This window comes from Paenibacillus sp. JT31N11 (assembly GCF_056269285.1).
In genome coordinates this window covers 26276-46047 of record NZ_JBWDNQ010000017.1, presented here as the reverse complement: position 1 = coordinate 46047, position 19772 = coordinate 26276, and the positions used below count along the sequence as shown (strand labels likewise).

Annotated in this window: 25 protein-coding genes and 1 pseudogene; 6 read left to right on the top strand and 20 right to left on the bottom strand. The window is 49.3% G+C overall.

Going from position 1 to position 19772, the window contains the following annotated elements:
* Positions 1-134: 134 nt before the first annotated feature.
* The 6 genes and pseudogenes from AC0YNV_RS34285 to AC0YNV_RS34260 all read right to left on the bottom strand — a co-directional run bounded on the left by AC0YNV_RS34285 (position 135) and on the right by AC0YNV_RS34260 (position 5826).
* Complete coding sequence (locus AC0YNV_RS34285; protein ID WP_475772050.1) at positions 135-563, bottom strand: DUF6157 family protein; 429 nt, start codon at positions 561-563, stop codon at positions 135-137.
* Positions 564-669: 106 nt separating this feature from the next.
* Positions 670-1260 carry a TetR/AcrR family transcriptional regulator gene (locus AC0YNV_RS34280; RefSeq protein WP_475772049.1) on the bottom strand — a complete coding sequence of 197 codons (591 nt, stop codon included), beginning with the start codon at positions 1258-1260 and terminating at the stop codon, positions 670-672.
* A 486-nt stretch (positions 1261-1746) separates the two neighbouring features.
* Positions 1747-2460, bottom strand: a pseudogene (locus tag AC0YNV_RS34275) (carbohydrate ABC transporter permease); the annotation flags it as partial.
* A 260-nt stretch (positions 2461-2720) separates the two neighbouring features.
* The gene (locus AC0YNV_RS34270) at positions 2721-3107 is read right to left on the bottom strand and encodes a GNAT family N-acetyltransferase (RefSeq protein WP_475772048.1); all 387 of its coding nucleotides are present in this window, start codon (positions 3105-3107) and stop codon (positions 2721-2723) included.
* Positions 3108-3175: 68 nt separating this feature from the next.
* The gene (locus AC0YNV_RS34265; RefSeq protein WP_475772047.1) at positions 3176-4702 is read right to left on the bottom strand and encodes an AraC family transcriptional regulator; all 1527 of its coding nucleotides are present in this window, start codon (positions 4700-4702) and stop codon (positions 3176-3178) included.
* A 110-nt stretch (positions 4703-4812) separates the two neighbouring features.
* Positions 4813-5826 (bottom strand): ABC transporter substrate-binding protein, encoded by a 1014-nt coding sequence (locus AC0YNV_RS34260; protein WP_475772046.1) that lies wholly within the window; start codon positions 5824-5826, stop codon positions 4813-4815.
* A gap of 426 nt (positions 5827-6252) precedes the next feature.
* On the opposite strand from AC0YNV_RS34260, the gene AC0YNV_RS34255 reads away from it, so the two are divergent.
* Complete coding sequence (locus AC0YNV_RS34255) at positions 6253-6636, top strand: hypothetical protein (RefSeq protein ID WP_475772045.1); 384 nt, start codon at positions 6253-6255, stop codon at positions 6634-6636.
* 71 nt (positions 6637-6707) lie between these two features.
* On the opposite strand, the gene AC0YNV_RS34250 is transcribed toward AC0YNV_RS34255, so the two are convergent.
* The 8 genes from AC0YNV_RS34250 to modA all read right to left on the bottom strand — a co-directional run bounded on the left by AC0YNV_RS34250 (position 6708) and on the right by modA (position 13374).
* Positions 6708-7175, bottom strand: a complete 468-nt coding sequence (locus AC0YNV_RS34250) for a VOC family protein (protein WP_210046849.1) — start codon at positions 7173-7175, stop codon at positions 6708-6710.
* A gap of 78 nt (positions 7176-7253) precedes the next feature.
* Positions 7254-7895, bottom strand: a complete 642-nt coding sequence (locus tag AC0YNV_RS34245; RefSeq protein WP_475772044.1) for a DUF2306 domain-containing protein — start codon at positions 7893-7895, stop codon at positions 7254-7256.
* Between the two features lie 166 nt (positions 7896-8061).
* Positions 8062-9051 carry a helix-turn-helix transcriptional regulator gene (locus AC0YNV_RS34240; protein ID WP_475772043.1) on the bottom strand — a complete coding sequence of 330 codons (990 nt, stop codon included), beginning with the start codon at positions 9049-9051 and terminating at the stop codon, positions 8062-8064.
* A 132-nt stretch (positions 9052-9183) separates the two neighbouring features.
* Positions 9184-10092, bottom strand: coding sequence for an MBL fold metallo-hydrolase (locus AC0YNV_RS34235; protein ID WP_475772042.1), 909 nt, complete (start codon positions 10090-10092; stop codon positions 9184-9186).
* Between the two features lie 187 nt (positions 10093-10279).
* Positions 10280-10957, bottom strand: coding sequence for an HD domain-containing protein (locus AC0YNV_RS34230; RefSeq protein WP_475772041.1), 678 nt, complete (start codon positions 10955-10957; stop codon positions 10280-10282).
* Positions 10958-10982: 25 nt separating this feature from the next.
* Positions 10983-11735 (bottom strand): RNA polymerase sigma factor, encoded by a 753-nt coding sequence (locus AC0YNV_RS34225; protein ID WP_475772040.1) that lies wholly within the window; start codon positions 11733-11735, stop codon positions 10983-10985.
* A 168-nt stretch (positions 11736-11903) separates the two neighbouring features.
* A complete protein-coding gene (gene modB / locus AC0YNV_RS34220) occupies positions 11904-12569 on the bottom strand; it encodes a molybdate ABC transporter permease subunit (protein ID WP_210046854.1) in 666 nt (221 codons plus the stop codon).
* 1 nt (position 12570) lies between these two features.
* Entirely contained in the window at positions 12571-13374 is an 804-nt protein-coding gene (modA, locus tag AC0YNV_RS34215) for a molybdate ABC transporter substrate-binding protein (protein ID WP_475772039.1), read from the bottom strand.
* A gap of 176 nt (positions 13375-13550) precedes the next feature.
* On the opposite strand from modA, the gene AC0YNV_RS34210 reads away from it, so the two are divergent.
* The 3 genes from AC0YNV_RS34210 (at position 13551) to AC0YNV_RS34200 (ending at position 15315) form a co-directional block, all read left to right on the top strand.
* Positions 13551-14495 (top strand): substrate-binding domain-containing protein, encoded by a 945-nt coding sequence (locus tag AC0YNV_RS34210; protein WP_475772038.1) that lies wholly within the window; start codon positions 13551-13553, stop codon positions 14493-14495.
* A 168-nt stretch (positions 14496-14663) separates the two neighbouring features.
* Positions 14664-14984, top strand: a complete 321-nt coding sequence (locus tag AC0YNV_RS34205; RefSeq protein WP_210046857.1) for a hypothetical protein — start codon at positions 14664-14666, stop codon at positions 14982-14984.
* 40 nt (positions 14985-15024) lie between these two features.
* On the top strand, positions 15025-15315 hold the full coding sequence (locus AC0YNV_RS34200) for a transporter (RefSeq protein WP_210046858.1): 291 nt from the start codon (positions 15025-15027) through the stop codon (positions 15313-15315).
* A gap of 110 nt (positions 15316-15425) precedes the next feature.
* On the opposite strand, the gene AC0YNV_RS34195 is transcribed toward AC0YNV_RS34200, so the two are convergent.
* The 3 genes from AC0YNV_RS34195 to AC0YNV_RS34185 are packed head-to-tail and all read right to left on the bottom strand — an operon-like array spanning position 15426 to position 16588.
* Complete coding sequence (locus AC0YNV_RS34195) at positions 15426-15797, bottom strand: VOC family protein (RefSeq protein WP_475772037.1); 372 nt, start codon at positions 15795-15797, stop codon at positions 15426-15428.
* On the bottom strand, positions 15794-16120 hold the full coding sequence (locus AC0YNV_RS34190) for a luciferase domain-containing protein (RefSeq protein WP_475772036.1): 327 nt from the start codon (positions 16118-16120) through the stop codon (positions 15794-15796). The genes AC0YNV_RS34195 and AC0YNV_RS34190 overlap by 4 nt, the downstream gene beginning before the upstream one ends.
* 18 nt (positions 16121-16138) lie before the next feature.
* The gene (locus tag AC0YNV_RS34185; RefSeq protein WP_475772035.1) at positions 16139-16588 is read right to left on the bottom strand and encodes a MarR family winged helix-turn-helix transcriptional regulator; all 450 of its coding nucleotides are present in this window, start codon (positions 16586-16588) and stop codon (positions 16139-16141) included.
* Positions 16589-16875: 287 nt separating this feature from the next.
* Here AC0YNV_RS34185 and AC0YNV_RS34180 point away from each other — a divergent pair, with 287 nt between their 5' ends.
* Together AC0YNV_RS34180 and AC0YNV_RS34175 are read left to right on the top strand one after the other, a co-directional pair.
* Complete coding sequence (locus AC0YNV_RS34180) at positions 16876-17244, top strand: DUF6864 domain-containing function (RefSeq protein WP_475772034.1); 369 nt, start codon at positions 16876-16878, stop codon at positions 17242-17244.
* Positions 17237-17551: a hypothetical protein gene (locus tag AC0YNV_RS34175; RefSeq protein ID WP_210046862.1), complete on the top strand. Its 315-nt coding sequence runs from the start codon at positions 17237-17239 to the stop codon at positions 17549-17551. The genes AC0YNV_RS34180 and AC0YNV_RS34175 overlap by 8 nt, the downstream gene beginning before the upstream one ends.
* A 140-nt stretch (positions 17552-17691) precedes the next feature.
* Here the strand turns inward: AC0YNV_RS34175 and AC0YNV_RS34170 are convergent, their stop codons facing one another.
* From AC0YNV_RS34170 to AC0YNV_RS34160, 3 genes are read right to left on the bottom strand one after another with little or no spacing between them, the layout of a single operon-like run.
* On the bottom strand, positions 17692-18939 hold the full coding sequence (locus AC0YNV_RS34170) for a DUF4153 domain-containing protein (protein WP_475772033.1): 1248 nt from the start codon (positions 18937-18939) through the stop codon (positions 17692-17694).
* A 13-nt stretch (positions 18940-18952) separates the two neighbouring features.
* The gene (locus tag AC0YNV_RS34165) at positions 18953-19171 is read right to left on the bottom strand and encodes a helix-turn-helix domain-containing protein (protein WP_210046864.1); all 219 of its coding nucleotides are present in this window, start codon (positions 19169-19171) and stop codon (positions 18953-18955) included.
* A 10-nt stretch (positions 19172-19181) separates the two neighbouring features.
* Positions 19182-19664: a DUF2975 domain-containing protein gene (locus AC0YNV_RS34160; RefSeq protein ID WP_475772032.1), complete on the bottom strand. Its 483-nt coding sequence runs from the start codon at positions 19662-19664 to the stop codon at positions 19182-19184.
* Positions 19665-19772: the final 108 nt, after the last annotated feature.

Sequence of the window (19772 nt, the reverse complement as noted above, 5' to 3'; positions counted from 1 at the left end):
TTTACAGGCGTGAAACTATAAATGCTATAAGGTTAAGAAGAAACGGCTTTACCGTCCTTTGGCGGCAAAGGACAACACAAACAGGCCGGGAACCCATGACGGCGTTTCCCGGCCTGTTTGATGCGTACGCGCTGTTATTTTGCCTTGCTGTTGCTCATCGCCGGCACGATCCTTACATCCTCGTATTCCCCGTTCACAAAACGGTGATATTCCGGAGAGTCCACCGGGATGAGCGCCATTTTCCCCTCGGCGTTGAAATGGATGCCCCACCCGTATTTCTTCGGCAGCATGGATGCCCGCAGGCAGGGCATCGGCTTCTGATAAAATTCATCTTTCATCTGCGTCCCCCGCGCCTCAAGCTCCTCTTCCGGTATTTCCTTATGCCTGATGTGCACTTCAAATAATAGTTCCTCTTGCGTGTATGCATAGGGATGATCCGCGACCAGCTCGAACTCAATGCCGGGCTTTGTTTTTCCGTTTTTTTTGTCGGGCGGTGTCATGCCCTTCTCCGCAGGACAATCACGGGCTACCGTGATGAACGTATTATAGTAATTCCATTCCATCCTGGTCCCTCCATTCGATACGCTTATATCAACATTATACCCCGGCTATGCTGACAATAACGGCCAGTGAAGTCATTGAATTTATCCCTTGCTGCTCTCGACTTCATTACGTTAATATACGCAGCAGTCTGTCTACCTCCGGCATCCGGTAATCCTCCGTCTGCTTCGCATCCAGCACCATAAGGCCGGAAAGCACAGACAAATAATCTGCAATCAGATCCTCCGGCCGGCCCGGCGCAATCTCTCCGGCCTCCTGGCCTTCCTTCAATAGAGGAAGCAGGATATCCACATAGGCGTTCATCGGATATTCTTTAAGCAGCTGCCGGGATTCCTCCGGAACGCCGTCCGACGTGCGCGCCTGATGAACCAGCATAAAAAAAGGAGCGCCTTCCGCCTCAATCATAGATTCGGTCAAACTTCTCAGCTTGTCGATCGGTGATCCCGGCAGCTGGTAAACATTCTTCAATGCGGATATCGACTCCGTCACCGCACGCTGAACGAGTGTCGTAAAGAGCTCGTCCTTTGACTTGAAGTAATGGTAGAGAAGACCGTGGCTAATGCCCGCTTCCGCAGCGATCATGCTCATTTTGGTGCCGATAATCCCCCTGCGGGCGAATACTTTAAGTGCCGCGGCCATAATTTGTTCTGTGCGTTCATCGCGGATGTGTATCAATTGTTCTTCGTTTAATGGCGCCAATGTTCTCATTCCCTCTTGGACATATTCTGATCTCATCATAGCAGTTCCGAGTCTCAAGTTACACAGTGGAAAAATAGCAAAAGATAACAGATTGATTTAGTCAGTCAATGTTAATTTAAGCTGTTTCTGATGGGCTGTCAATGATTCGTTCCACCGTCAGACGTTTTTGAACCGAAGCTCCTGGAGGGCACACAAGGAAGTCCAATCCAGTATCCCCCCTAAATTTCTAGTTAATATGACAGCGGAAAAACCCATAAAATCCTTAGTGTAAATTTATTCAATTCATGTTAATGTAATCTAAGAAATCCATTTTCATAGCCTTATTTGGGCTTAAGCTTCATTATTTCGCTTGAAGGCGTCTTTCAGCTAAGCTGACGATATTGACCTCCTTACACAATCCTCTCATCCCCTATAGGCTGATGAATTTCAGCCATTCCCAGGATGGAATTCAGCTGGGGTCGATTAGCCTTGGAGCGTATCGAAGCCTCAGCCTTTAACCGAGCCTGCGGCGATGCCCTCCACAATCCGGTCGCTGAGGAACAGGAAGGTAACCAGAATTGGCAGAATGCTGATCATGAGCGTCGCCCCGACGGCCCCCCAATCGGTGGAATATTGGCCGATGAAGTTCTGAACGCCGACGGTCAGCGTCTTGTAGGCATCCGAGCTGATGAACGTATTGACGAAAATAAATTCGTTCGAGTTGTAGATCATATTAATGATCGCGGTCGTTGCCAGAACGGAGCTCGTCACCGGGAATACGATCTGGATGAACATCCGGTTTACCGAGCAGCCGTCAATGACCGCCGCTTCCTCCACTTCACGCGGCAATGCGTAATAGAAGCCTAACAAGATCATTATGGTGATCGGCATATTGAATGCCACATATGTCAAAATGAGCGATAACGGTTGATCCGTCAAGCCGATGTTGTTGAAAAGACTGAACAGCGGAATAAGCGTAGAGTGGACGGGAATCATCATGGCCACCATGAACAAGCCGAGCACGAGGGAGCTTCCTTTCCACTTCATCCTCGTAATGGCGAAGGTGACCAGACTCCCCAGGACAACGGTAAGCAGTGTGGCCGCAATCGTAATCCATACGCTGTTTAGAAAATAGACATCGATATTTCCGGCACTCCATACTTTCTCATAATTTTCCCAGCGGAGATGCATCGGCAGCGACAATGGCGGAAGATTGAATACTTACTGTTGCGCAGCAGGACCGAGACCTGATCATACATAAAAACCCCCACCGATGTCAGCACGATCACCATAACGAGCATGAAACCGAGAAAGATTTGATTGCGCAGCGTGTTCAAGCGTCCGAGGTTGATCAAATCCTGTACTCCCTTCCGTCATGTCGTTGTAGACACTACTATACATAATCACATGAGAAAAAAGAAAGTCCCGTCTGCCTAACCGTAAGGTTAGATAAGCGGGACCGCATGCAAACAAGTATAAGATTATTTTCTCCAAAGTCCGCCAGGGCAGGGGATAAATCCACTTTGCTTATAAAACTCGGCATGCTCGGGAGCATAGGTCACAGTTACAATCTCCAGCCCTCTGAGTTCCGCTTCCTTCAATAAGCCGTTTACCAAGGCCACACCAACCCCCTGCTTCCTGTGACCCGGATGCACCATGATGTCCTCCATATATCCATGCTGTAGTCCCGTTCCACAAATATATCCAAAAGCAATAAGGGTATTGTCTGCGTCCCTCAATCCAGCCCAGAAATTACATTTTTCCAATAACGCCGGGAAATCATGATCCCGTCTTTCCCAGCCAACCAGCTCTCTGAGGTCGGGCACCTCGTGGTTTTTGATCGAAGGGTTGATAAGTATCGTGTGCAATGGATCGCCCCTATCCGGATTAGGTATGAAAATGTCTTTTAAAAACGATCAGAAAGGATTCCTGCCTGTTATTTTGGAAAGGCGCCACTGTCAAAGAACCCCGGCACCTCACCAATAAAACGGTCGTAATTATCCGCCGTATACTCGCTCCAAGGGACCTCGAACCACGGATAGCCGGAAATCAGGTGAACCCGGTTCTCTCGAACGGCTTTTAGATTTCTCCAGCCATCCCTCCGGGACAGCTTGCTCCATGCGGCTTGCGATACATCGTCCCCCTCAACATGAAGCAGAATCCGGTCCGCATGGAAAGCCTCCAGCTCATGCAATCCAATCGGCTTCTTCCATTCAAAATCAGCCACAGCTTGCGGCATGGCAAGCTGCAGATCATCATACAACACCGTTCCCGCCCTGCTTCCCCAAACATGCAGCTGGTCGCGGCTGATCAGGAGAACCAGTACGGTATCTCCGCTTACAACGGGCTTTAGCTGTTCCCGTACCGCAGCCGCTTTACGGTTATATCGGTTCAGCCATTGGAGCGCTTCTTCCGTTCTTCCCAGAAATTCCGCTATGCGCAGCAGATGCTGACGCCAGTCTTCCTCCGAGGAAAGGAACAGGGCCGGCGCAATACGCCGAAGCTTCTCCTGCTCCTCCGGCGGAATCAGACTGTCCATAGCGATAATAGAGTCCGGCTCCGCCTTGCGCAATGCCTCGCGGTTGAATTCATACTGATGGCTTAAGGGCACCTTTACTTCATATTTGTACCTGTTTCTGTAGTAATCCGTCCAGTATTGATCGAACGGCGCGGCGAAGGGAATGATCTGAAGCGCAAGCAGCTGTCCGAAATTGATCCAGCTGTAGGCGGCAATCCTGCATTTCTGATTGCGCTGGTAGACAGCGGGGGCAATGCCGGTCTGCTTTTTGAACAGGCTGCTGAAATAGTTCTCATTCTTATAGCCGATCTGATAGGCTATGCTGCTTAGCGGGAGGGCAGCCGGTCCCTCCATAAGCTGTTTGGCTTCCATGAGCCGGAGATCCGTCCGGTATTCCATAACGCCTCTGCCATAGCGTTCCTTGAATAACCGCATAAAATGATACCGGCTCAGACCGGCGATACCCGCCAACCTGTCTATGGTGATTTCGCTCCGGTAATGCCGCTCCAGTTCCAGGCGGGCGCTCTCAAGCGCAAGGGCCACCTGCTGCTCCTGATAACCCAATACAAGGCTGAGAAGCTCGAGGAGACCCGCTTCACAGCGAAGCCTGGCCGAGGAAACCCCTTCGTTCCAATTGGAGCTTATCATGTCGAACAGCTGGATGACCAGTGAAGTCGGGCTTACCAGGGCTTCACCCAAAAAGGGAAAAGCAGCTTCCGGGTGCGGTGAGGACATAACGGCCCCATCTTCCGGAGGCAGAACATGGATCTGAAAATAGAGCAGCAGCAGCCCCGATTCGCTGCCTGAATAGTTGGTCACTTCCACTAATTGGCCGGGCGAACAGACGAATACCGCTCCGGGGCGAAGGGGGCAGGGACGTCCATCGATGACCAATTGCCCGCTGCGGGCAGTGGAGAATGAGCAGATGTGACTTCGTCTCCACAAAATGACGCTCCTGCAGGGGAGACCGCAAGCTGCTCTTGACGATTCCGACATTCAGCAGCTTATAGCAAATGAGACCCGCAGCAGAATGCTGCAGGTCGATTTCGCGCTTGTTATTCATGAATATCCCGTAATACATCGTCAATCATCAAGCCGTTCGCAATCGGATTGGCATTGAACCAATGCCCGGAATCCGCCTCGAAGACGTTGCCTGCTTTGACCGCAGGCAATCCCTGCCACAATGGGTTGTCAACCGGCGGCTTGGCGCGTCCCTCGCCCGAAATCACGAAGATATAGTCGACCTCGTTTAACTGTGCAAGTGTCTCAAGCGAGTAGGTTTCGTAGTCGCCCTTAAGCACCTGAGGCTGTTTGAAGCCCAGTGCCTCATAGAGTATCGAGCCTCCATAAAATTTGGGGCCGAACAGCTTGAAGCCTTTCTCGTCGCCCGCCTGCATGAGAATGGCCGTCTTGCTGCCAGGTATGCTTCCCAGCTGCTCCTTGGCTTCTTTAAGCTTCTGATCGTAGTCGGCAATCGCCTTCTCCGCCGCTTCGTCCTGATTAAGCAAAGCGCCGAGCTTCTGAAGATTTCCTCTCCAATCGGCCTCATTGTCGGACAGCACGAAGGTTGGTGCTATTTTGGCATACTGCTCGTAGGTGCCGTTGGCCAGATAGGTTGGAGCCAGAAAAATAATGAGATCCGGATTGTAAGAAAGCGTTTCTTCCGGCTTCAAGCCTCCCGCCATGTCCAGCACCGGTACATCCGCCAGCTTGTCCTGCAAATAATGCTGCGGAACGCCTGCTGCGCCCCATTGGGCAACGGGCTTTATGCCGAGGGCTGTTAGCGGATCTTCTATGAAAGGAGCAATAACGCGCTGCGGATGGGTCGGCACCTTCACTTCATGGCCCATGACATCCGTCAGCAGACGGAATGAGTCGGCATCGGCCGGAGTGCTTCCTTCCGTGTCCGCAGTATTTGCGGAATTTGCAGTGTCTGCGGCGTTGGCAGGCTGCTCCGTATTTGCAGAGGCGGATGGCTCCGGATCGTTGACAGAGCTGCCGCATGCAGCCAGCATGCTGATGATTACAATCGTGATAGCAGTGTACATGAAACGGTTTATGACCTTCATTTTTTTCTAACTCCCTACTTGTTTTAATTGATATTGATTATCATTCTCTCTATAAACAGTATAGTAGGATACATCCCATTTGTGAATAACCGATAATGCTCTCTTTTTCAAAATGACCGCATAGTTGTGAAGCGTCCAGCACGGGCAAACGGATAAGAGTTGAGCAATGGCCCCGCATGGGCGGCTCGGCAGCGGAGAACTCCTGATTGGAAATGGAAATATTTAAGTACGAGAGAATAAACAAAGGCCTGGATCACCTTGCTGCAGGAGAAGCAAAACACATAACCTGATTTGATGTGGTATCAGCTGCAAAATCCAAAGCTTTATTTTCTGGTTTGCCGCATGTTGCATACTTTAGAATCATATACATAAAATGTAATTATTCTAAAATATAGAAAGATTTATATTTGATGGGAGGCATAATTGATGAGTGAAGATCTAATTGCAAGGGCCGAGAATCCGGCAGAACAAGCCAAACTACTGCAAGATCAAGCAGCACCGTTGCAGGCATCCGAAAGTAACGTTTCCTATTCCGTTAATTTGGGGGTACATGAAGGAGATTTTATACTTAACTGGAGCGTAACGCCTCAAGTCTATGGAAGGTGGGACTGGGTTGGCGTTTTTGAGAACGCGGAGAATGCTCAAAACGATCCTTCCGGCACGTATAAATACGGCGGATGGCAATGGGCGGATGCAGGCAGCCCTTATTCAACGAGCATCACCGCAAACGATGGCTGTGTAATTGCCTATATTGTATGGAACTATGGAACGAAATCCTACCAAGCGGTTGCCATATCTGCACCTTATTAATAATCGATAATAAACAAAAAAAAGGAAGATGCGTCCTTCGGGATCGCATTTTCTTTTTTTTGTTGCCCTTCTTATCTCGCATGCGAGAATAAATGCTGCTTCACTTTGTCAATTTCTTCGGGCTCCCGCTGCACGCTCACATTTTCATTGATATCAAATTTATTCCCATCCAGGTCGTAAAATACAAAGTTAATGCCGCAGCTGCCACGGTCTTTGAGCTCGTCAACCTTCACGCCATTCGCCAGCAAATGATCATGCAGCACCTCGATCTGCCTGACTTCAAAGGTTAGCCGGAACATTTCGTAGCCTGCTTTGTTGACAAATTGATTATCAATATTGCCTTTCGTTTCAACCAGATGCAGCCATTGTCCGTCAGAAAGCTTCATGATCGCTTGCGCTTCCTCAGGGTTGAAAGGAACGGCAAAATCCAACCCGAAATGCTGCTGCCACCAATGGGCAGATTTGATCGGGTCTTTGACAGGCACATACACCGAGCAGATGCATTTCAAGCCATTGCCTTGCAGCTTATTACTTGACATACCTAACACCCTTTCCTTATAGACTTACCTCTAATAAACGAGAATGCGAATGAAAACCAAACAGGGACGAAAATTATTTTATATTCCTGCTCTCTTGATTTTTCGCAGCACAACCCACTCTGTAATCACGACATTCAAGGCGGTGCCGGCCCAGATGTTTACGTTCAATACTTCCCCGACCATCCTTTCCCGGCCGCCCGGGAGGGAGAAATCATTCAACATATAGTAGGTCAGAAGAAGAAGGGGCACCAGCAGCCTGGCGCTCACGGCCACTAACGTGAACCCGAAGCTGCGTATCATCCATATGCGATGCTCGTCGAATTTGTGTTGAACAGCGGTCCGGTAACCCCTCCAGCATGTGAGCATCCACAGAATCGATAACACCAGGAAAGACACAGCTTTGGTGAAATCCCCGACATAGAAGACCAATACCAGGGCAAGAAGCCCGCTTATCAAAACACTTCCGACGTAAACCCGGCCCACATAGCGGTGCAGCTTTGGACGGTGAAGCCGAATACGGTCCGCAAATTGAAGGAACCCTGCGATTAACGCTATACACGCAAAAGCAATATGAGCAACCAGCACCGGATACTGCACCGTCCCCGATGTGATGCTAATACGGCTGTTCACAGGGTTCAGGGTCAAATAGGGAACCATGAACGGGATCATAATTCCAAAAGAGACCAAAATCAAAATCCACCAGCTTTTCTTCTGTTTCACGAATTCAACTCCAGGCTTCATTCTGCTAATGTTCTTATTCTTATCTTAATCCCCCGCTCTCTGTAATCTGTAAACAAACTATAAATAAAGTATAAAATCCATAAGAAGAACCGGCTAAATCCGGCCTTCCTCAGTTCTCAAGTGAAAAAAACCCTGTTACCGACCTCTACTCTTCCGCCGGTTCTTCCGGGCTGCCCATCACACTTCTCTGTCCGGAATCGCGATACAAAGCGGATATCTCCAGCGCTACCCTCCTGACCTCTGCCGCAATGTAAGCGGGTTCAAGAACGAGCACATCGGACTTGAAATGCAGCAAAAAACCGATCACCCACTTCTCATTCGGGAGTGTAGTCCGCACCATAATGGAATCATCCGGCAGCCTTTCCAGCTCACTCTCGTCAAAATGGTCCGCAACCGAAGCTATAGACTCGCCGGAGCATCTGAGCACAAGGTCAATTGTCCCCGTATATCCAGGCGCTTTCCATCGTTCATTCAGATTGGAAAGCGCCACATCCCTGCATTGGAAGGAATCTTCCAATACGCACAGGTCCCGGATACGGGAAAGCTTGAATGTCCGATAATCCTCACGGTCCAAACAATAGCCTTGCAGGTACCAATCGTACCGCCTGAGCACCAGCCCTATCGGCTCAATGCACCGCTTCGTATTCCCCCCTTGGCCGTCGGTATACGCACAGCTGATCAGCTTATTGTCCTGAACAGCCTTGAGCAGAGCGTCATATTTGTTTCGTTCGGACTCACTGTTCTTCCAGGGAGTAAAGTCAATGTGTATGTGCTCGCGATCAGCCAGACGCCCTTGTTCCGCCTGCGAGACCAATGCGCCAACTTTCTGAAGCAGACGATCCATATTCAGGCGATCCATCGCTTGCGTCGACTGAAGACCACGCAGAGCGGTGATCAAGGCAGTCAGTTCATCGTAAGTAAGCATTTGGCGGTCCAGCCGATAGCCTTCCATGATTTCAAAGCCGCCGTCCGTCCCCGTGTGCGATACAATCGGGATTCCGGAGAGACTCAATGACTCCATATCACGATAAATCGTACGCAAGGACACCTCCAGCCGTTCAGCCAGCTCCTGCGCCTGCACACGTTTGCGGTTTAATAGAAGCATCGTGATCGCCATAAGCCGTTCCAGCTTCATTGCAGTCCCTCCCAATCCCAAATATTCAACCTAAGCGGCGATTCGCACATACTCTGGCACGGTGCCGGCCGTTCTCAGCACTAGGCAGCGGCAATATGTGCAAGACATCGCCCCATGCAAAGCCGCGGCGGTTCAGTCGATCTCATTCATATGCTGGAGCAACCGTTCCATTGCCGGCTTCATCTGACTTGCTTCGAGTTGAATCTGGTCGCCGTGACGAGGCAAAACCCACTCGAACTCTTCTTTGGCCAGGCGCTCCATGGACTTCACCTGCTCAGGCCAGGAATACCAGCAGTATTCGCGGATGGCTCCAAGGGATTGTGTCCTTTTTTGCCAGAAGAGATGATCTCCCGTAAACAGGTATTTCCCTTTATATAACAGTACCATATGACCTTTGGTATGTCCCGGGACGATTAGAAACCGGAAATCCGGATGCCAATTTACCGGGGCGTTCCCTTCGATTAAATGCTCGGCTGCCTCCTGCTGTGAAGTCCTTGACTGTTCCTCGATATGAACAATACGCTCTGCTCCGAACTTTTTGGCATAAATAACGGCATCGGCATGCTCGGCATCATCATAATGTGTGAGAAAGATCGTTCGCACCCCTCCCAGCTCTGAGAGCTTTTTGGCCAAGGCCGGAACAAAGCGGGGGGAATCAATCAGCCAGTTGCCATCCGGATGCGCAATGAAATAGCTGTGGCCCCCATAGGATTTGGCCGATGTAAAGCCGCAATTGTATACATTCTCCGCTAGCAATAACGGAAAGTCCGTTAAAGCCGTGGAGAGTCCTTCTTTCTCCCTGCTGCCTATGGCTGCTGTCGGGCAGGCCAACAATGCATGGAAAGCGCGGCGCTTATCCTCCAGCTGCTTAGGCTGCTGAATGACGACCGCATGACTGTCTATTACGGAAAACATATCCGGCGCAAACTGACTGCAGACTTCACAGCCAATGCAAGCTGAATTCACAAAGAAATTCTCTGCGGAATTTGTTATTGACCGCTGATTTCCACTCATCTTTTGCATCTCCAACTTCCGATTCATTTCCATACCCCCTTTCATTACCAAAATTATATTTATCTTAGATCATCCTTGTTGACAACAGAGTGTCAACAAGGAAACTTTTATTTTTAACACCATTATATGAAAAAAAGAGCTGCAGCAAGCCGCCTTATGGCAGCCTGTCACAGCCCCTGAATACTATCATTACTTGCGGCGCCTGCATTCCCGCTTACACTTGCCCTTCCCACTCCTGATAAAACCGTTCTACATACTCCTCCATATAGCTATGCCGCTCTTCCGCGATCTCTCTGGCCGAAGAGGTATTGATTCGGTCCTTGAGCTTAAGGAGCTTCTCATGAAAATGGTTAATGGCCGAGCTTTTATCCTGTCGGTACTCCCCGGTTGTCATTGCATCGCGCGGCGGCAGGTGCGGGTCATGAATCGGATGTCCCTTCCATCCCGCGTAGAGGAACGTTCTTCCGATTGCTATGGCCCCGATCGCGTCAAGACGATCCGCATCCTGCACCACTTTTCCTTCCAACGTACGCATGGGCGGGTTTACCCCGGCATTGTAAGACATCGTGGAGATGATCTCCATCACATGCTCACGATCCACGGTTGATAGTGGTTGGGACTCCAGCCAATCGCTGACTTTCCGGAGTCCCGCTTCCTTGGACTCGTTGAGCTTCTCATCCGCAACATCATGCAGCAGCGCGGTCAACACACAGATAAAGCGGTCGGCTCCTTCCTCCCGCGCCAATCTTCCTGCCATATTGACGACCCGGTAGATATGCCACCAATCATGCCCCGTTGGATCGTTCTCCAGTGCCATTTTGGCAAATCGTTCCGCGGCCTCAATGACCTGCACCTGTTCTTGTTGATCGAAATTATAATCCGGACCTTTCATAATCAGCCTCCCCTTAATTATCTTATTATTCCGTCACCAAGAACCGGTTTCCATCAGGATCCTCAATATAGAAAGCAAGCTTGCCCTCTATCCAGCTTAATTTGCTGATTCTCACCCGCTGTCTGACAAGCCCCAGATACGATTTGCATATCGCTTCAGGATCTCTCCGTTTAAAGGCTTCTACAAGCGAGTCCAGATCCAGTAACCCTGCATGCGAATTCCGATCATGCGCTCCCGGCTTCATATCCATTTCCGCAAGCAGAGCCAGCTTCTTCAACTTTGTCCGTACACGCCCCAATGTCACTTGTATGGTTCCTTCTGTGGATGAAAGGAATTCTGCCGTTTCTTTGGCTGTAAAATCAAACACATCCATCAGTAAAAGAATGACCATAGCCCTTGGCGATATCCGGTCAGCCAGAGCCTCCAGCAGCTCCCTTGCGGATAGTTCTCCATCATGGACGGCTGTATCGATCAAAGCCGCGTCGGTTATCTGCAAGCGATGTCTATCCATCTTTATTTTATCTTTCCATGCGTTGCTGGCGATGCGATACAGATAAGCATTCGTTACCGTTCTTGAGGGGACCGCCTCCACCGCACGAAATATCTTGATGAGAACCTCTTGCGATAAGTCCTCAGCCTCCCATTGATTTTGCGTAATCCGCAAACAATACCGATATATTTTCTGCTTGATTTGAATCAGGTCAAGGTCGGATATCGCCATATTTATCCTTTCACACGCAAAGTGGGAATCGTTCGGTTCCATTGTCTTCTGATTCAATATATCCCTCCAATAACTTCTACAAATAACTGGTATTTTCCTTGTCCGCATTCAGTATTGCAAGAATGCGGCTGAATCGGCGGGAAATGCAAAAAAGAGCGGCTGCATCCATCAAGACTGCAGCCGCTCCTCTATTTCGTCATAATAGCGCAATATGGCAACTATCATTTAATTCCTCTTCAAATTTGCGATCAACAACATGAAAAATGAAGTAATTACAATCGAGATGACCCAATACCAGGCCAACATCGTTTTGCCATTATCGACGGCCACATAGATGGCGGTGGGTACCGTTTGAGTTTTGCCCGGAATGTTTCCGGCAACCATGATCGTCGCTCCGAACTCCCCCAGCCCTCTCGCAAAACCCAGGATATAGCCTGACACCAGCGCTCTGGCCGATAAAGGCAGGGTTACCCACAGGAGCACCTGCCACTCTCCCGCGCCGATGGATCGCGAGGCATCCTGCAGGTCTTTATCGATGGAGAGAAAGCCTGTCTTGATGGTCATATAGACCAATGGGAAGGAAATGACAATGGAGGCCAGAACGCCAGCCCACCAGGTAAATACCAGGGTATTGTCAAAAAGCCGCTCGAATAGTTCGCCAACCCAGCCTCTTCGGCCGATCACAATGAGCAGCACAAACCCGACAACCGTCGGGGGCAGCACCAGCGGCAGCAAAAACGCGGTTTCCACCAGCGTTTTGCCATAGAACCGCTTTATCGTCATCAGCCATGCAGCAGCAGTCCCTAACAGAAACACCGCAATGCTGGAGACGAATCCGATCTTCAATGACAATAGAACAGGTGATATAAAATCATGCCAGTTGATCGTCATATCAAGATGCTGCAGGGAGTTTAAATCCGTATTTCAGGAACACCGCTGTTGCGGCCTTCCCTTGAATATAACTGTAGAAATCCGCTGCTTCTTTGAGATGCTTGGTATCTTGAATGATGCCGGCAGGGTAAACAATCGGTTCGTAGGCCTTCTGGGCGATCGTAAGCACGATCTTCACCTTTTTGGAGGTCAAAGCATCGGTCCGGTATACGAATCCCGCATCCGCGTTGCCCGTTTCTACATAAGTGAGCACCTGGCGGACATCCTTGGCCTGCACCAGCTTGGGTCCCAATTTATCGTAAATCTTCAAATATTGCAGCGTTTCCTGCGCGTATTGTCCAGCCGGAACCGTCTCGGGAATCCCAATGGCAACATGCTTGAATTCGCTTTTTGTCAATTCTGCGGAGGTTTGCTTTGCAAGCTTGATTTTGGTATTAACGGGCATGACAAGCACCAGATCATTGGAAAGAATAGTGGTCTGATCGCCCGAATCGATGAGGCCTTTATCCACCAGCGACTTCATCTGCTTGGCGCCGGCAGAGATGAAAACATCGGCAGGCGCGCCTTGCTCGATTTGTTTCTGGAGCGTTCCGGATGCGCCAAAATTAAAGGACAGCTTGACCCCCGGATGCTCCTTCTCATATTGAGGCTGTATCGCAAGCAGACTATCCTGAAGGCTGGCTGCTGCAGAGATCACCAGTTCTGTCCGGGCTTCTTTTGCGAACGCACCCGCCGGAACCAGACCCATCACCATCATCAATACCAAACTAAAAACAATGAAATATTTCTTTTTCATCCGCTTCATCCCGCCTTATTCAACTTGATAGGTATAGGAAGAATATTAGCACAGATCTTTAGCTTTTTAAATATATCTAATAAGGTTTACATATAAATAGACATAAACAGACATAAATATTCACGGCAAAATGAAAACCTGCTATCATAGAATACATCAAGCCATACATTGAGGTGGACAGCCGAATGAACAATGATTCCTATACGACCGAGGAAATCGCCGCGCTTTTGAAAATTTCCAAGCTGACGGTCTACGATCTGATTAAAAAAGGAAAGCTCCCCTCCTATCGGGTCGGCAGACAGATGCGGGTGGATGCGGTGGATCTGGAGGCGTATAAAAAGCGGGAAAAAGGGGATTCATTCGCGCCATCAGCAGTGTCGGCCGATCATGGTTCCAGGAGTGGGGACATCCAGCGTGGAGGGGTAAAATCCATGATCATCACCGGCCAGGATGCAAGTCTGGATATTCTGGCCAAGCATTTTGAAAAAACGACCAAAGCCATTCGCCCCCTTCGCTCCTATGTAGGCAGTCTGGACAGCTTGATCGCCCTCTACCGGGGCGAGGTTGATCTGGTCAGCACCCATCTGCTTGACGGAGACACCGGGGAGTATAACATATCCTATATTCGCAAAATCCTTACAGGCCGCCCGCTGCTGGTCATCAATCTCGTCATGCGGTCCGCAGGCATTTATGTGCAAAAGGGAAATCCGAAAAATATAACGGCATGGGCGGATCTGAGCAAACGGGGTCTCTCCCTGGTTAATCGTGAGCCAGGATCCGGGGCGCGCATCCTGTTGGACGAGCAGCTCCGGCTTCATCGTATCCTGCCTGGAGACCTGCAGGGCTATGAGACAGAGGAATCCAATCATATGGGCGTTGCCGGAAAAGTCGCTTTGGGTGAGGCCGATGTTGGCGTTGGAATCGAGAAAGCAGCGTATATGGTGGCAGGGGTTGACTTTATCCCGCTGATTACGGAAAGATATGATCTTGTGATGCTTAAACTGCCGCAAAACCTCGAATGGATCGAATATTTAAAACAAATCCTGCGGTCCGATTCCTTCAAGCATGAACTCAAATCCATCCAGGGCTACGACTTGTCCCGCACGGGTGAAGTGATTTTTGAAACCTGAACGGGCGCAAGCGCCCTGCTGGAATTGTAAATGGGAAGCTCCACGTATTGACCTCTGCAATCTGCCCGATCATCCCCGCGTGATTGCCCTTGTTCGGGGCATCTGTAACGCCCGACTGGGCTCCTGCATAGAATACTCCATGTTCGAATGAATACGGAGGTCTTTGCCATGAGCTCGAAAACTACGGTTCAGCCCGAGCTGAGCCCGATCTATCAATGTGATTCCAACCATCATGAGACGCTGCGGTCCATTAGAGACCATCTGCATCAGCTGTGCGGCCGCCACGCCAACCGGCTGGTCAGGATCGAGACCATGGACGGCGATGTCTTCGAGGGGCACATCGTTCATTGCGACAGGGGGATTGTCTACATCTGCCTGTTGAACGAGGTCCACAACCGCGGTTTCTTTCCCGTTCCCCCTAATCCTTATTACAACCGATTTGTGCTCCCGCTCGTTCTGTTTAACCTTCTCACCATCTCCCTGCTCTAAGGGTGCAGGGCAACTGACCAACCACTAAGGAGTGATTATCTTGGCCTTTACGCCTCCCTTCCAAATGCAGGGCGGGCAGCAGCCCCCCTCTTCACCGCCGCCTCAAAACATCCCAGTGCAGCCCCTAGCGTCAACGCTTGCCATTGATCCGGGCGCGATCTCCCGCTGCATGTTTCGTTATACGTACATTTGGCCGCGCGGCGGCGCAGGCTTCTGGTTTTATCCGGTCTTCGTCGGCCGGACGTCCGTGGCCGGATTTCGCTGGAACGGCTTCTTCTGGATGTTCTCCGGTCTCGATCTTCAGCGGATCGAATCGTTTACGTGCGTCTAATACGGCTGGATATAAGAAGATAAGGCTGACAAAAAACCGGGAGCTCCCTTTCAGCGGAGGCTTTCCCGGTTTTATAATTTTTTACACCTATCTGACCCCAGTCCTTTCAACTACTCCCGGTAGTAAGAAAGCACCCAGCAAACGCCGTTCCGATCCGTGACGACGGCCAGCAATCCGTTGAACGGTGCCTCGTACGTCTCCGTATTAATATGGCCGCCAGCCGCGAATTGTCCGTATATGCGGTGAAACGCTTCTTCCGCCTCGATCTTCAGGAAGACCCTTACATAATCGCCCTTCAATGAAGGCCTGGCAGCCTGTGTGTCGCCAAATTTAATTGTAACGCCGCCCAGATGCAGATCCGCGTTCAAGACCTCATCCCCCTGTTTTCTCAAAATGTTAATCTCGCCGCCAAGCACGTCCCGATAGTACTTGATCTCTTCTTTGCAATTATCGACCACGATAAACGGGCAAGCCATAATCATGATTCCATCCTCCTTCTTGTCATACGTTCGTATTTGGCACGTGCAATTTCGATTGCATGGGCAATGTCTTCCTCAGTTCTCATATAAATGGATACCCAGCCCGACTCCGGATAAATATGATGCGGCTCCGCTTTTCCCGCACGAATCCATACATCGCGCTCAGCCTTCGGCAAAAGCAGATCGAAGAGGCGATCGTCGTGAAGATGTCCAATTTCCTTGCCTTCCAGCTGAAACTCGATTCCTCCGAACCGGTGAGGCTGCACTGTCACCCCTGCCCAAGACAGCAGCTCATCGGTCAAGCCGGCCTTTTCACTCGCACTCATGGATCAACGCCTCCCCTTCTATTCGCTCACATTGCGGAGCACTTTTTTCAACAGGCTCAGCATGAACGCATACTCCTCGTCATTGATGCCCTTCCGGGCGATGTTCTTGATGCGGTTCAATCCTTCCTGAACCTTCGGAACCACCGCTCTGCCCGCTTCTGTCAGATAGAGCAGCTGGTAGCGGTTATCAGCGGGATCGGCTTCCCTCCGCACGTATCCCTCGGCTTCAAGCTTGGCGATCGCCTTCGCGGTCGTTGTCTTATCGATGAGCAGATCCTCGCTCAGCGCCTTCTGCGTGATCTTCTCCTGGCCCGCGATCGCCATCAGAAAAATATACTGCCCGCTCCCGATGCGAAAGGGCGCCAGCTCAGCTGCGATTAGAACCTGCATATGGCGATAAATGGCCGAAATGTACTTCCCGTGCGATTCAACAGCTCCCTTGGATTCATGAGCCCAATCCACTTCCATCAGATTCACCTTCCTATATAGGATGTTATTGCAACTAATTTCAGTATATGCGAAATAGGATGTTATTGCAACTATTAGAACGAAAAATTATGCAGTGAACAAAAAGGCCGTGTTCCCTTGGCGCAAGGAGAAACACAGCCGTCTCGCCATACAGTTATCGTTCAGCCGGTCATCCCCTGATGCTCAATTCGCGCGGGCAGACCGACTGTTGACATGAACCCGTCCACTCGTTCGTACACTATATCAAGGAAGCTCGTACGATGACAGATCGCCTCGGAGGGATAAAGATGAAAATTACGTCTGGAGGATTCGAAGTTGTGTATCACGGCAGAGTATTCGCCTATGGGATGAGTCCCATCGAAATCGTGTTGTCGGAAGAAAACGATCCGTTAACATTCGTCTTCTGCATCGAACACGAACCGTCGAGGGACGATTTCATGACGGATATCCGGCTTGTTCGTTACAATGAGGTCCGGATCGCGTGTGTCAACTTTCCGAGAGGCAAGCCGACCGGCAACGACGACATGGTTCATCTTGGCGTCCTGAACAACCGCAAACTCTCTCTGCGTTACGAGGTGACCATAAATTTCGATGCGTCGTCCTGGGCGCTGACGTTTACATTTTTCTCGGGCGAGGGGGTCACTGAGCATGAATAAGATCGAAATCCAGGACCCGAAAGTAGCGAGCAAGATCATAGCGGCGAACGCGGAAAGTGATAAACGCAAAGCGGAGCTCGGCTTTCTTGGCAAGTTTTTCGGATCAGGAGAAAATGTACGCCTGTATATCGTAGGGACGATCGCACTCGGCGTTCTTCTCATCGCTCTTGTCTATACGTTGACGCCCGACCGGTACCGTTCGGCCGACTTTGGATTAAAGGATATGTGGACGCTCGTGGTGATCCCCGTCGAATCGACGATTATCGGCTACTTGATAGGGTCGCGGTCGAAAGATAACTTGAGCTGAATTAGCTGCATGCGGGGATTCCCTTATAGCTGATCCAGTCACTCCAGCTGCACTACCTCACTCATTTCGGATTCACTGCACGATCTTGTGGCATTCGACAATATGCTGAATAACAGTCGCAATAGTAATGCAAATCCTTTCTACTTAAACAACAAAGGGAAAGTAAAGGTAACGAAAGCAGCCCACAGTCCGTAGACCGGCAAATACTTCGTAACGGCATCCTGAATAGCTGACGGTCCGGTTTTGTTTCGTAGAAAATGCACATAAGAGAGAATAATCCAAATGAGATTGGCAAAAATCAGCAGGTTTACACCTAAAACAGCAAGTCTGTTGGGCGTAATCCCATAGGAAGAAAGCCTGAACACGATGGCCGATAAAGCTACACCGTCAATGATAAGAGCAAGGGCGATGAGGGCAAAATTAATATAATCGGAAACGTTCATTTTCTCGTCCGTGCCGCTTTCGGTAATGGAGAAAATGGTGACGGCCAATACGCTAAGGAGCACTCCGTTGAAAACTAAGAGGAAATCGCGGTCCAGGAATGGATTTTTTCCAATCCAAATAACCGCTATAAAGTAGACCAGCAATGTTGCCAGTACAAGCGGACTGAAAATTTTGGCTATATAGGGCGCTATATGTTTTGCAAGCTTAATGTCCCTTGATACCAAATATGTAGCCACGATCGCCAGGGCGGCAGCACCGAATAAAACGACATTTTTGAAGTAGAATTCCGAAATATCCGTACTGACAAATCTAAATAACTGCATCGTTATTGCGGTTAGCACCATTCCGCTGATGGCCATGCAGGCGTACAGGATGCCAAATTCCCCATTAAATTTAAGATAGGCTAATCTTGCGCTGCCTCTGCCGTATTCATTTCCTGTAAATGCCAGCCCCATAACTACCCATAAGAAAATGGGAAGGTGAAGATAAGCCATGATAATGCTGTCTTTATTCTCTAGCGGGAGCATATTCAGATAAAATCCGGAGATCAGAAATAACGATGAAAGGGTGTAGATCACATTTTTTTTGGAGGGGTTATTGTATACAAAATAGATAGCCATAAAGGGAAGTATGCCGAAAACAAGGTTAATCGGGGCTATTGCTTCCTGTTCGGTAAAATGAAAAAGGAGCCTCGTGCTAATCCCGGCCAGGATTGCTAAAATACCCACGAATACGAAATTTTTCCGAAGCAAAGAAGTCTTTTCTGTATTTTCCGTCTCCTTGAAATGCAGCCTTTCCTGCCAAACGGCAAGAACCTGCGAATCGGGGTTTTGTTCCCATGCGTGGGAGAACGACTTTTTAAAGGCTTCTGGGGTTTTTCTAAACATTCTCTCCAGTTCGCGGGGATTATCCATGTTTTCGGTAATGAGATTGTTATTGTCCATCGTTATGCCTCCCTTATGCTTGGGTTTCGTCGCTTTTGTATTCTAAAATATCCCCCGGCTGGCATGCTAAAGCCTTACAAATCGCTTCTAAAGTGGATAATCGAATCGCTTTTGCCTTTCCGTTCTTTAATATGGACAGGTTAGCCATTGTGATTCCAACCTTCTCCGAAAGTTCGGTTACGCTCATTTTTCGTTTAGCCAACATCACATCAATGTTGATTATGATCGCCATAATATTCACCTCAGACCGTCAGGTCATTTTCCGATTTGATATCGATAGCTTCTTTTAAGAGCTTTTGGAGAACGGCGGCAAAAACGGCAATCATCATAGAGGCAAAAATAATAATCAATCCAATGACGATGATTCCCGGGGCATCGTCTTTCTCCGCGATGAGGTAAAAGAGCGGCATGCCTGCCGCATACAGGCCGCTGATTGCGATCGCGCAGTTTTTGATAGTCTTTAAAGCCCGCACGGATAATTCCGAGAACGCCGTGTTCTTGTCAATGTAGCTCAAAAGGTTAAAAGCTTGATACAGGGCGAAGTAAAAAGGGATCGCCGATGCATAAAGATCAATAAACACGAGAAGTTTCAAATACGTCATATCCGGATACAATTCCACCGCATAATTCGCGATCTCAGGCACCAAAAAGACGCATAAAGCAAGAACTGGGATTCCAATAAGAATAACAGCTACCTTTAAAAATAGTGTTGTTCCTCGTTTCATAAAAAAGCCCCTCACTTTAGAAGAATTAATACGATTTTAACATATATTTATCGTTTTACAATATGTTTATGATGATATTAGATATATTTTTGTTGTTAAAATATCCGC

What these genes read in the sequence shown, in the direction of transcription:
- AC0YNV_RS34235 (WP_475772042.1), bottom strand. Translation starts at nt 10,092, where the DNA reads ATGAATCGGAAGTTGGAGATGCAAAAGATGAGTGGAAATCAGCGGTCA.
- AC0YNV_RS34160 (WP_475772032.1), bottom strand. Translation starts at nt 19,664, where the DNA reads ATGAAACGAGGAACAACACTATTTTTAAAGGTAGCTGTTATTCTTATT.
- AC0YNV_RS34175 (WP_210046862.1), top strand. Translation starts at nt 17,237, where the DNA reads ATGAATAAGATCGAAATCCAGGACCCGAAAGTAGCGAGCAAGATCATA.
- AC0YNV_RS34185 (WP_475772035.1), bottom strand. Translation starts at nt 16,588, where the DNA reads ATGGAAGTGGATTGGGCTCATGAATCCAAGGGAGCTGTTGAATCGCAC.
- AC0YNV_RS34210 (WP_475772038.1), top strand. Translation starts at nt 13,551, where the DNA reads ATGAACAATGATTCCTATACGACCGAGGAAATCGCCGCGCTTTTGAAA.
- AC0YNV_RS34255 (WP_475772045.1), top strand. Translation starts at nt 6,253, where the DNA reads ATGAGTGAAGATCTAATTGCAAGGGCCGAGAATCCGGCAGAACAAGCC.
- modB (WP_210046854.1), bottom strand. Translation starts at nt 12,569, where the DNA reads ATGACGATCAACTGGCATGATTTTATATCACCTGTTCTATTGTCATTG.
- AC0YNV_RS34170 (WP_475772033.1), bottom strand. Translation starts at nt 18,939, where the DNA reads ATGGACAATAACAATCTCATTACCGAAAACATGGATAATCCCCGCGAA.
- AC0YNV_RS34205 (WP_210046857.1), top strand. Translation starts at nt 14,664, where the DNA reads ATGAGCTCGAAAACTACGGTTCAGCCCGAGCTGAGCCCGATCTATCAA.
- AC0YNV_RS34240 (WP_475772043.1), bottom strand. Translation starts at nt 9,051, where the DNA reads ATGAAGCTGGAACGGCTTATGGCGATCACGATGCTTCTATTAAACCGC.
- modA (WP_475772039.1), bottom strand. Translation starts at nt 13,374, where the DNA reads ATGAAGCGGATGAAAAAGAAATATTTCATTGTTTTTAGTTTGGTATTG.
- AC0YNV_RS34190 (WP_475772036.1), bottom strand. Translation starts at nt 16,120, where the DNA reads ATGAGTGCGAGTGAAAAGGCCGGCTTGACCGATGAGCTGCTGTCTTGG.
- AC0YNV_RS34195 (WP_475772037.1), bottom strand. Translation starts at nt 15,797, where the DNA reads ATGATTATGGCTTGCCCGTTTATCGTGGTCGATAATTGCAAAGAAGAG.
- AC0YNV_RS34180 (WP_475772034.1), top strand. Translation starts at nt 16,876, where the DNA reads ATGAAAATTACGTCTGGAGGATTCGAAGTTGTGTATCACGGCAGAGTA.
- AC0YNV_RS34230 (WP_475772041.1), bottom strand. Translation starts at nt 10,957, where the DNA reads ATGAAAGGTCCGGATTATAATTTCGATCAACAAGAACAGGTGCAGGTC.
- AC0YNV_RS34285 (WP_475772050.1), bottom strand. Translation starts at nt 563, where the DNA reads ATGGAATGGAATTACTATAATACGTTCATCACGGTAGCCCGTGATTGT.
- AC0YNV_RS34165 (WP_210046864.1), bottom strand. Translation starts at nt 19,171, where the DNA reads ATGGCGATCATAATCAACATTGATGTGATGTTGGCTAAACGAAAAATG.
- AC0YNV_RS34250 (WP_210046849.1), bottom strand. Translation starts at nt 7,175, where the DNA reads ATGTCAAGTAATAAGCTGCAAGGCAATGGCTTGAAATGCATCTGCTCG.
- AC0YNV_RS34260 (WP_475772046.1), bottom strand. Translation starts at nt 5,826, where the DNA reads ATGAAGGTCATAAACCGTTTCATGTACACTGCTATCACGATTGTAATC.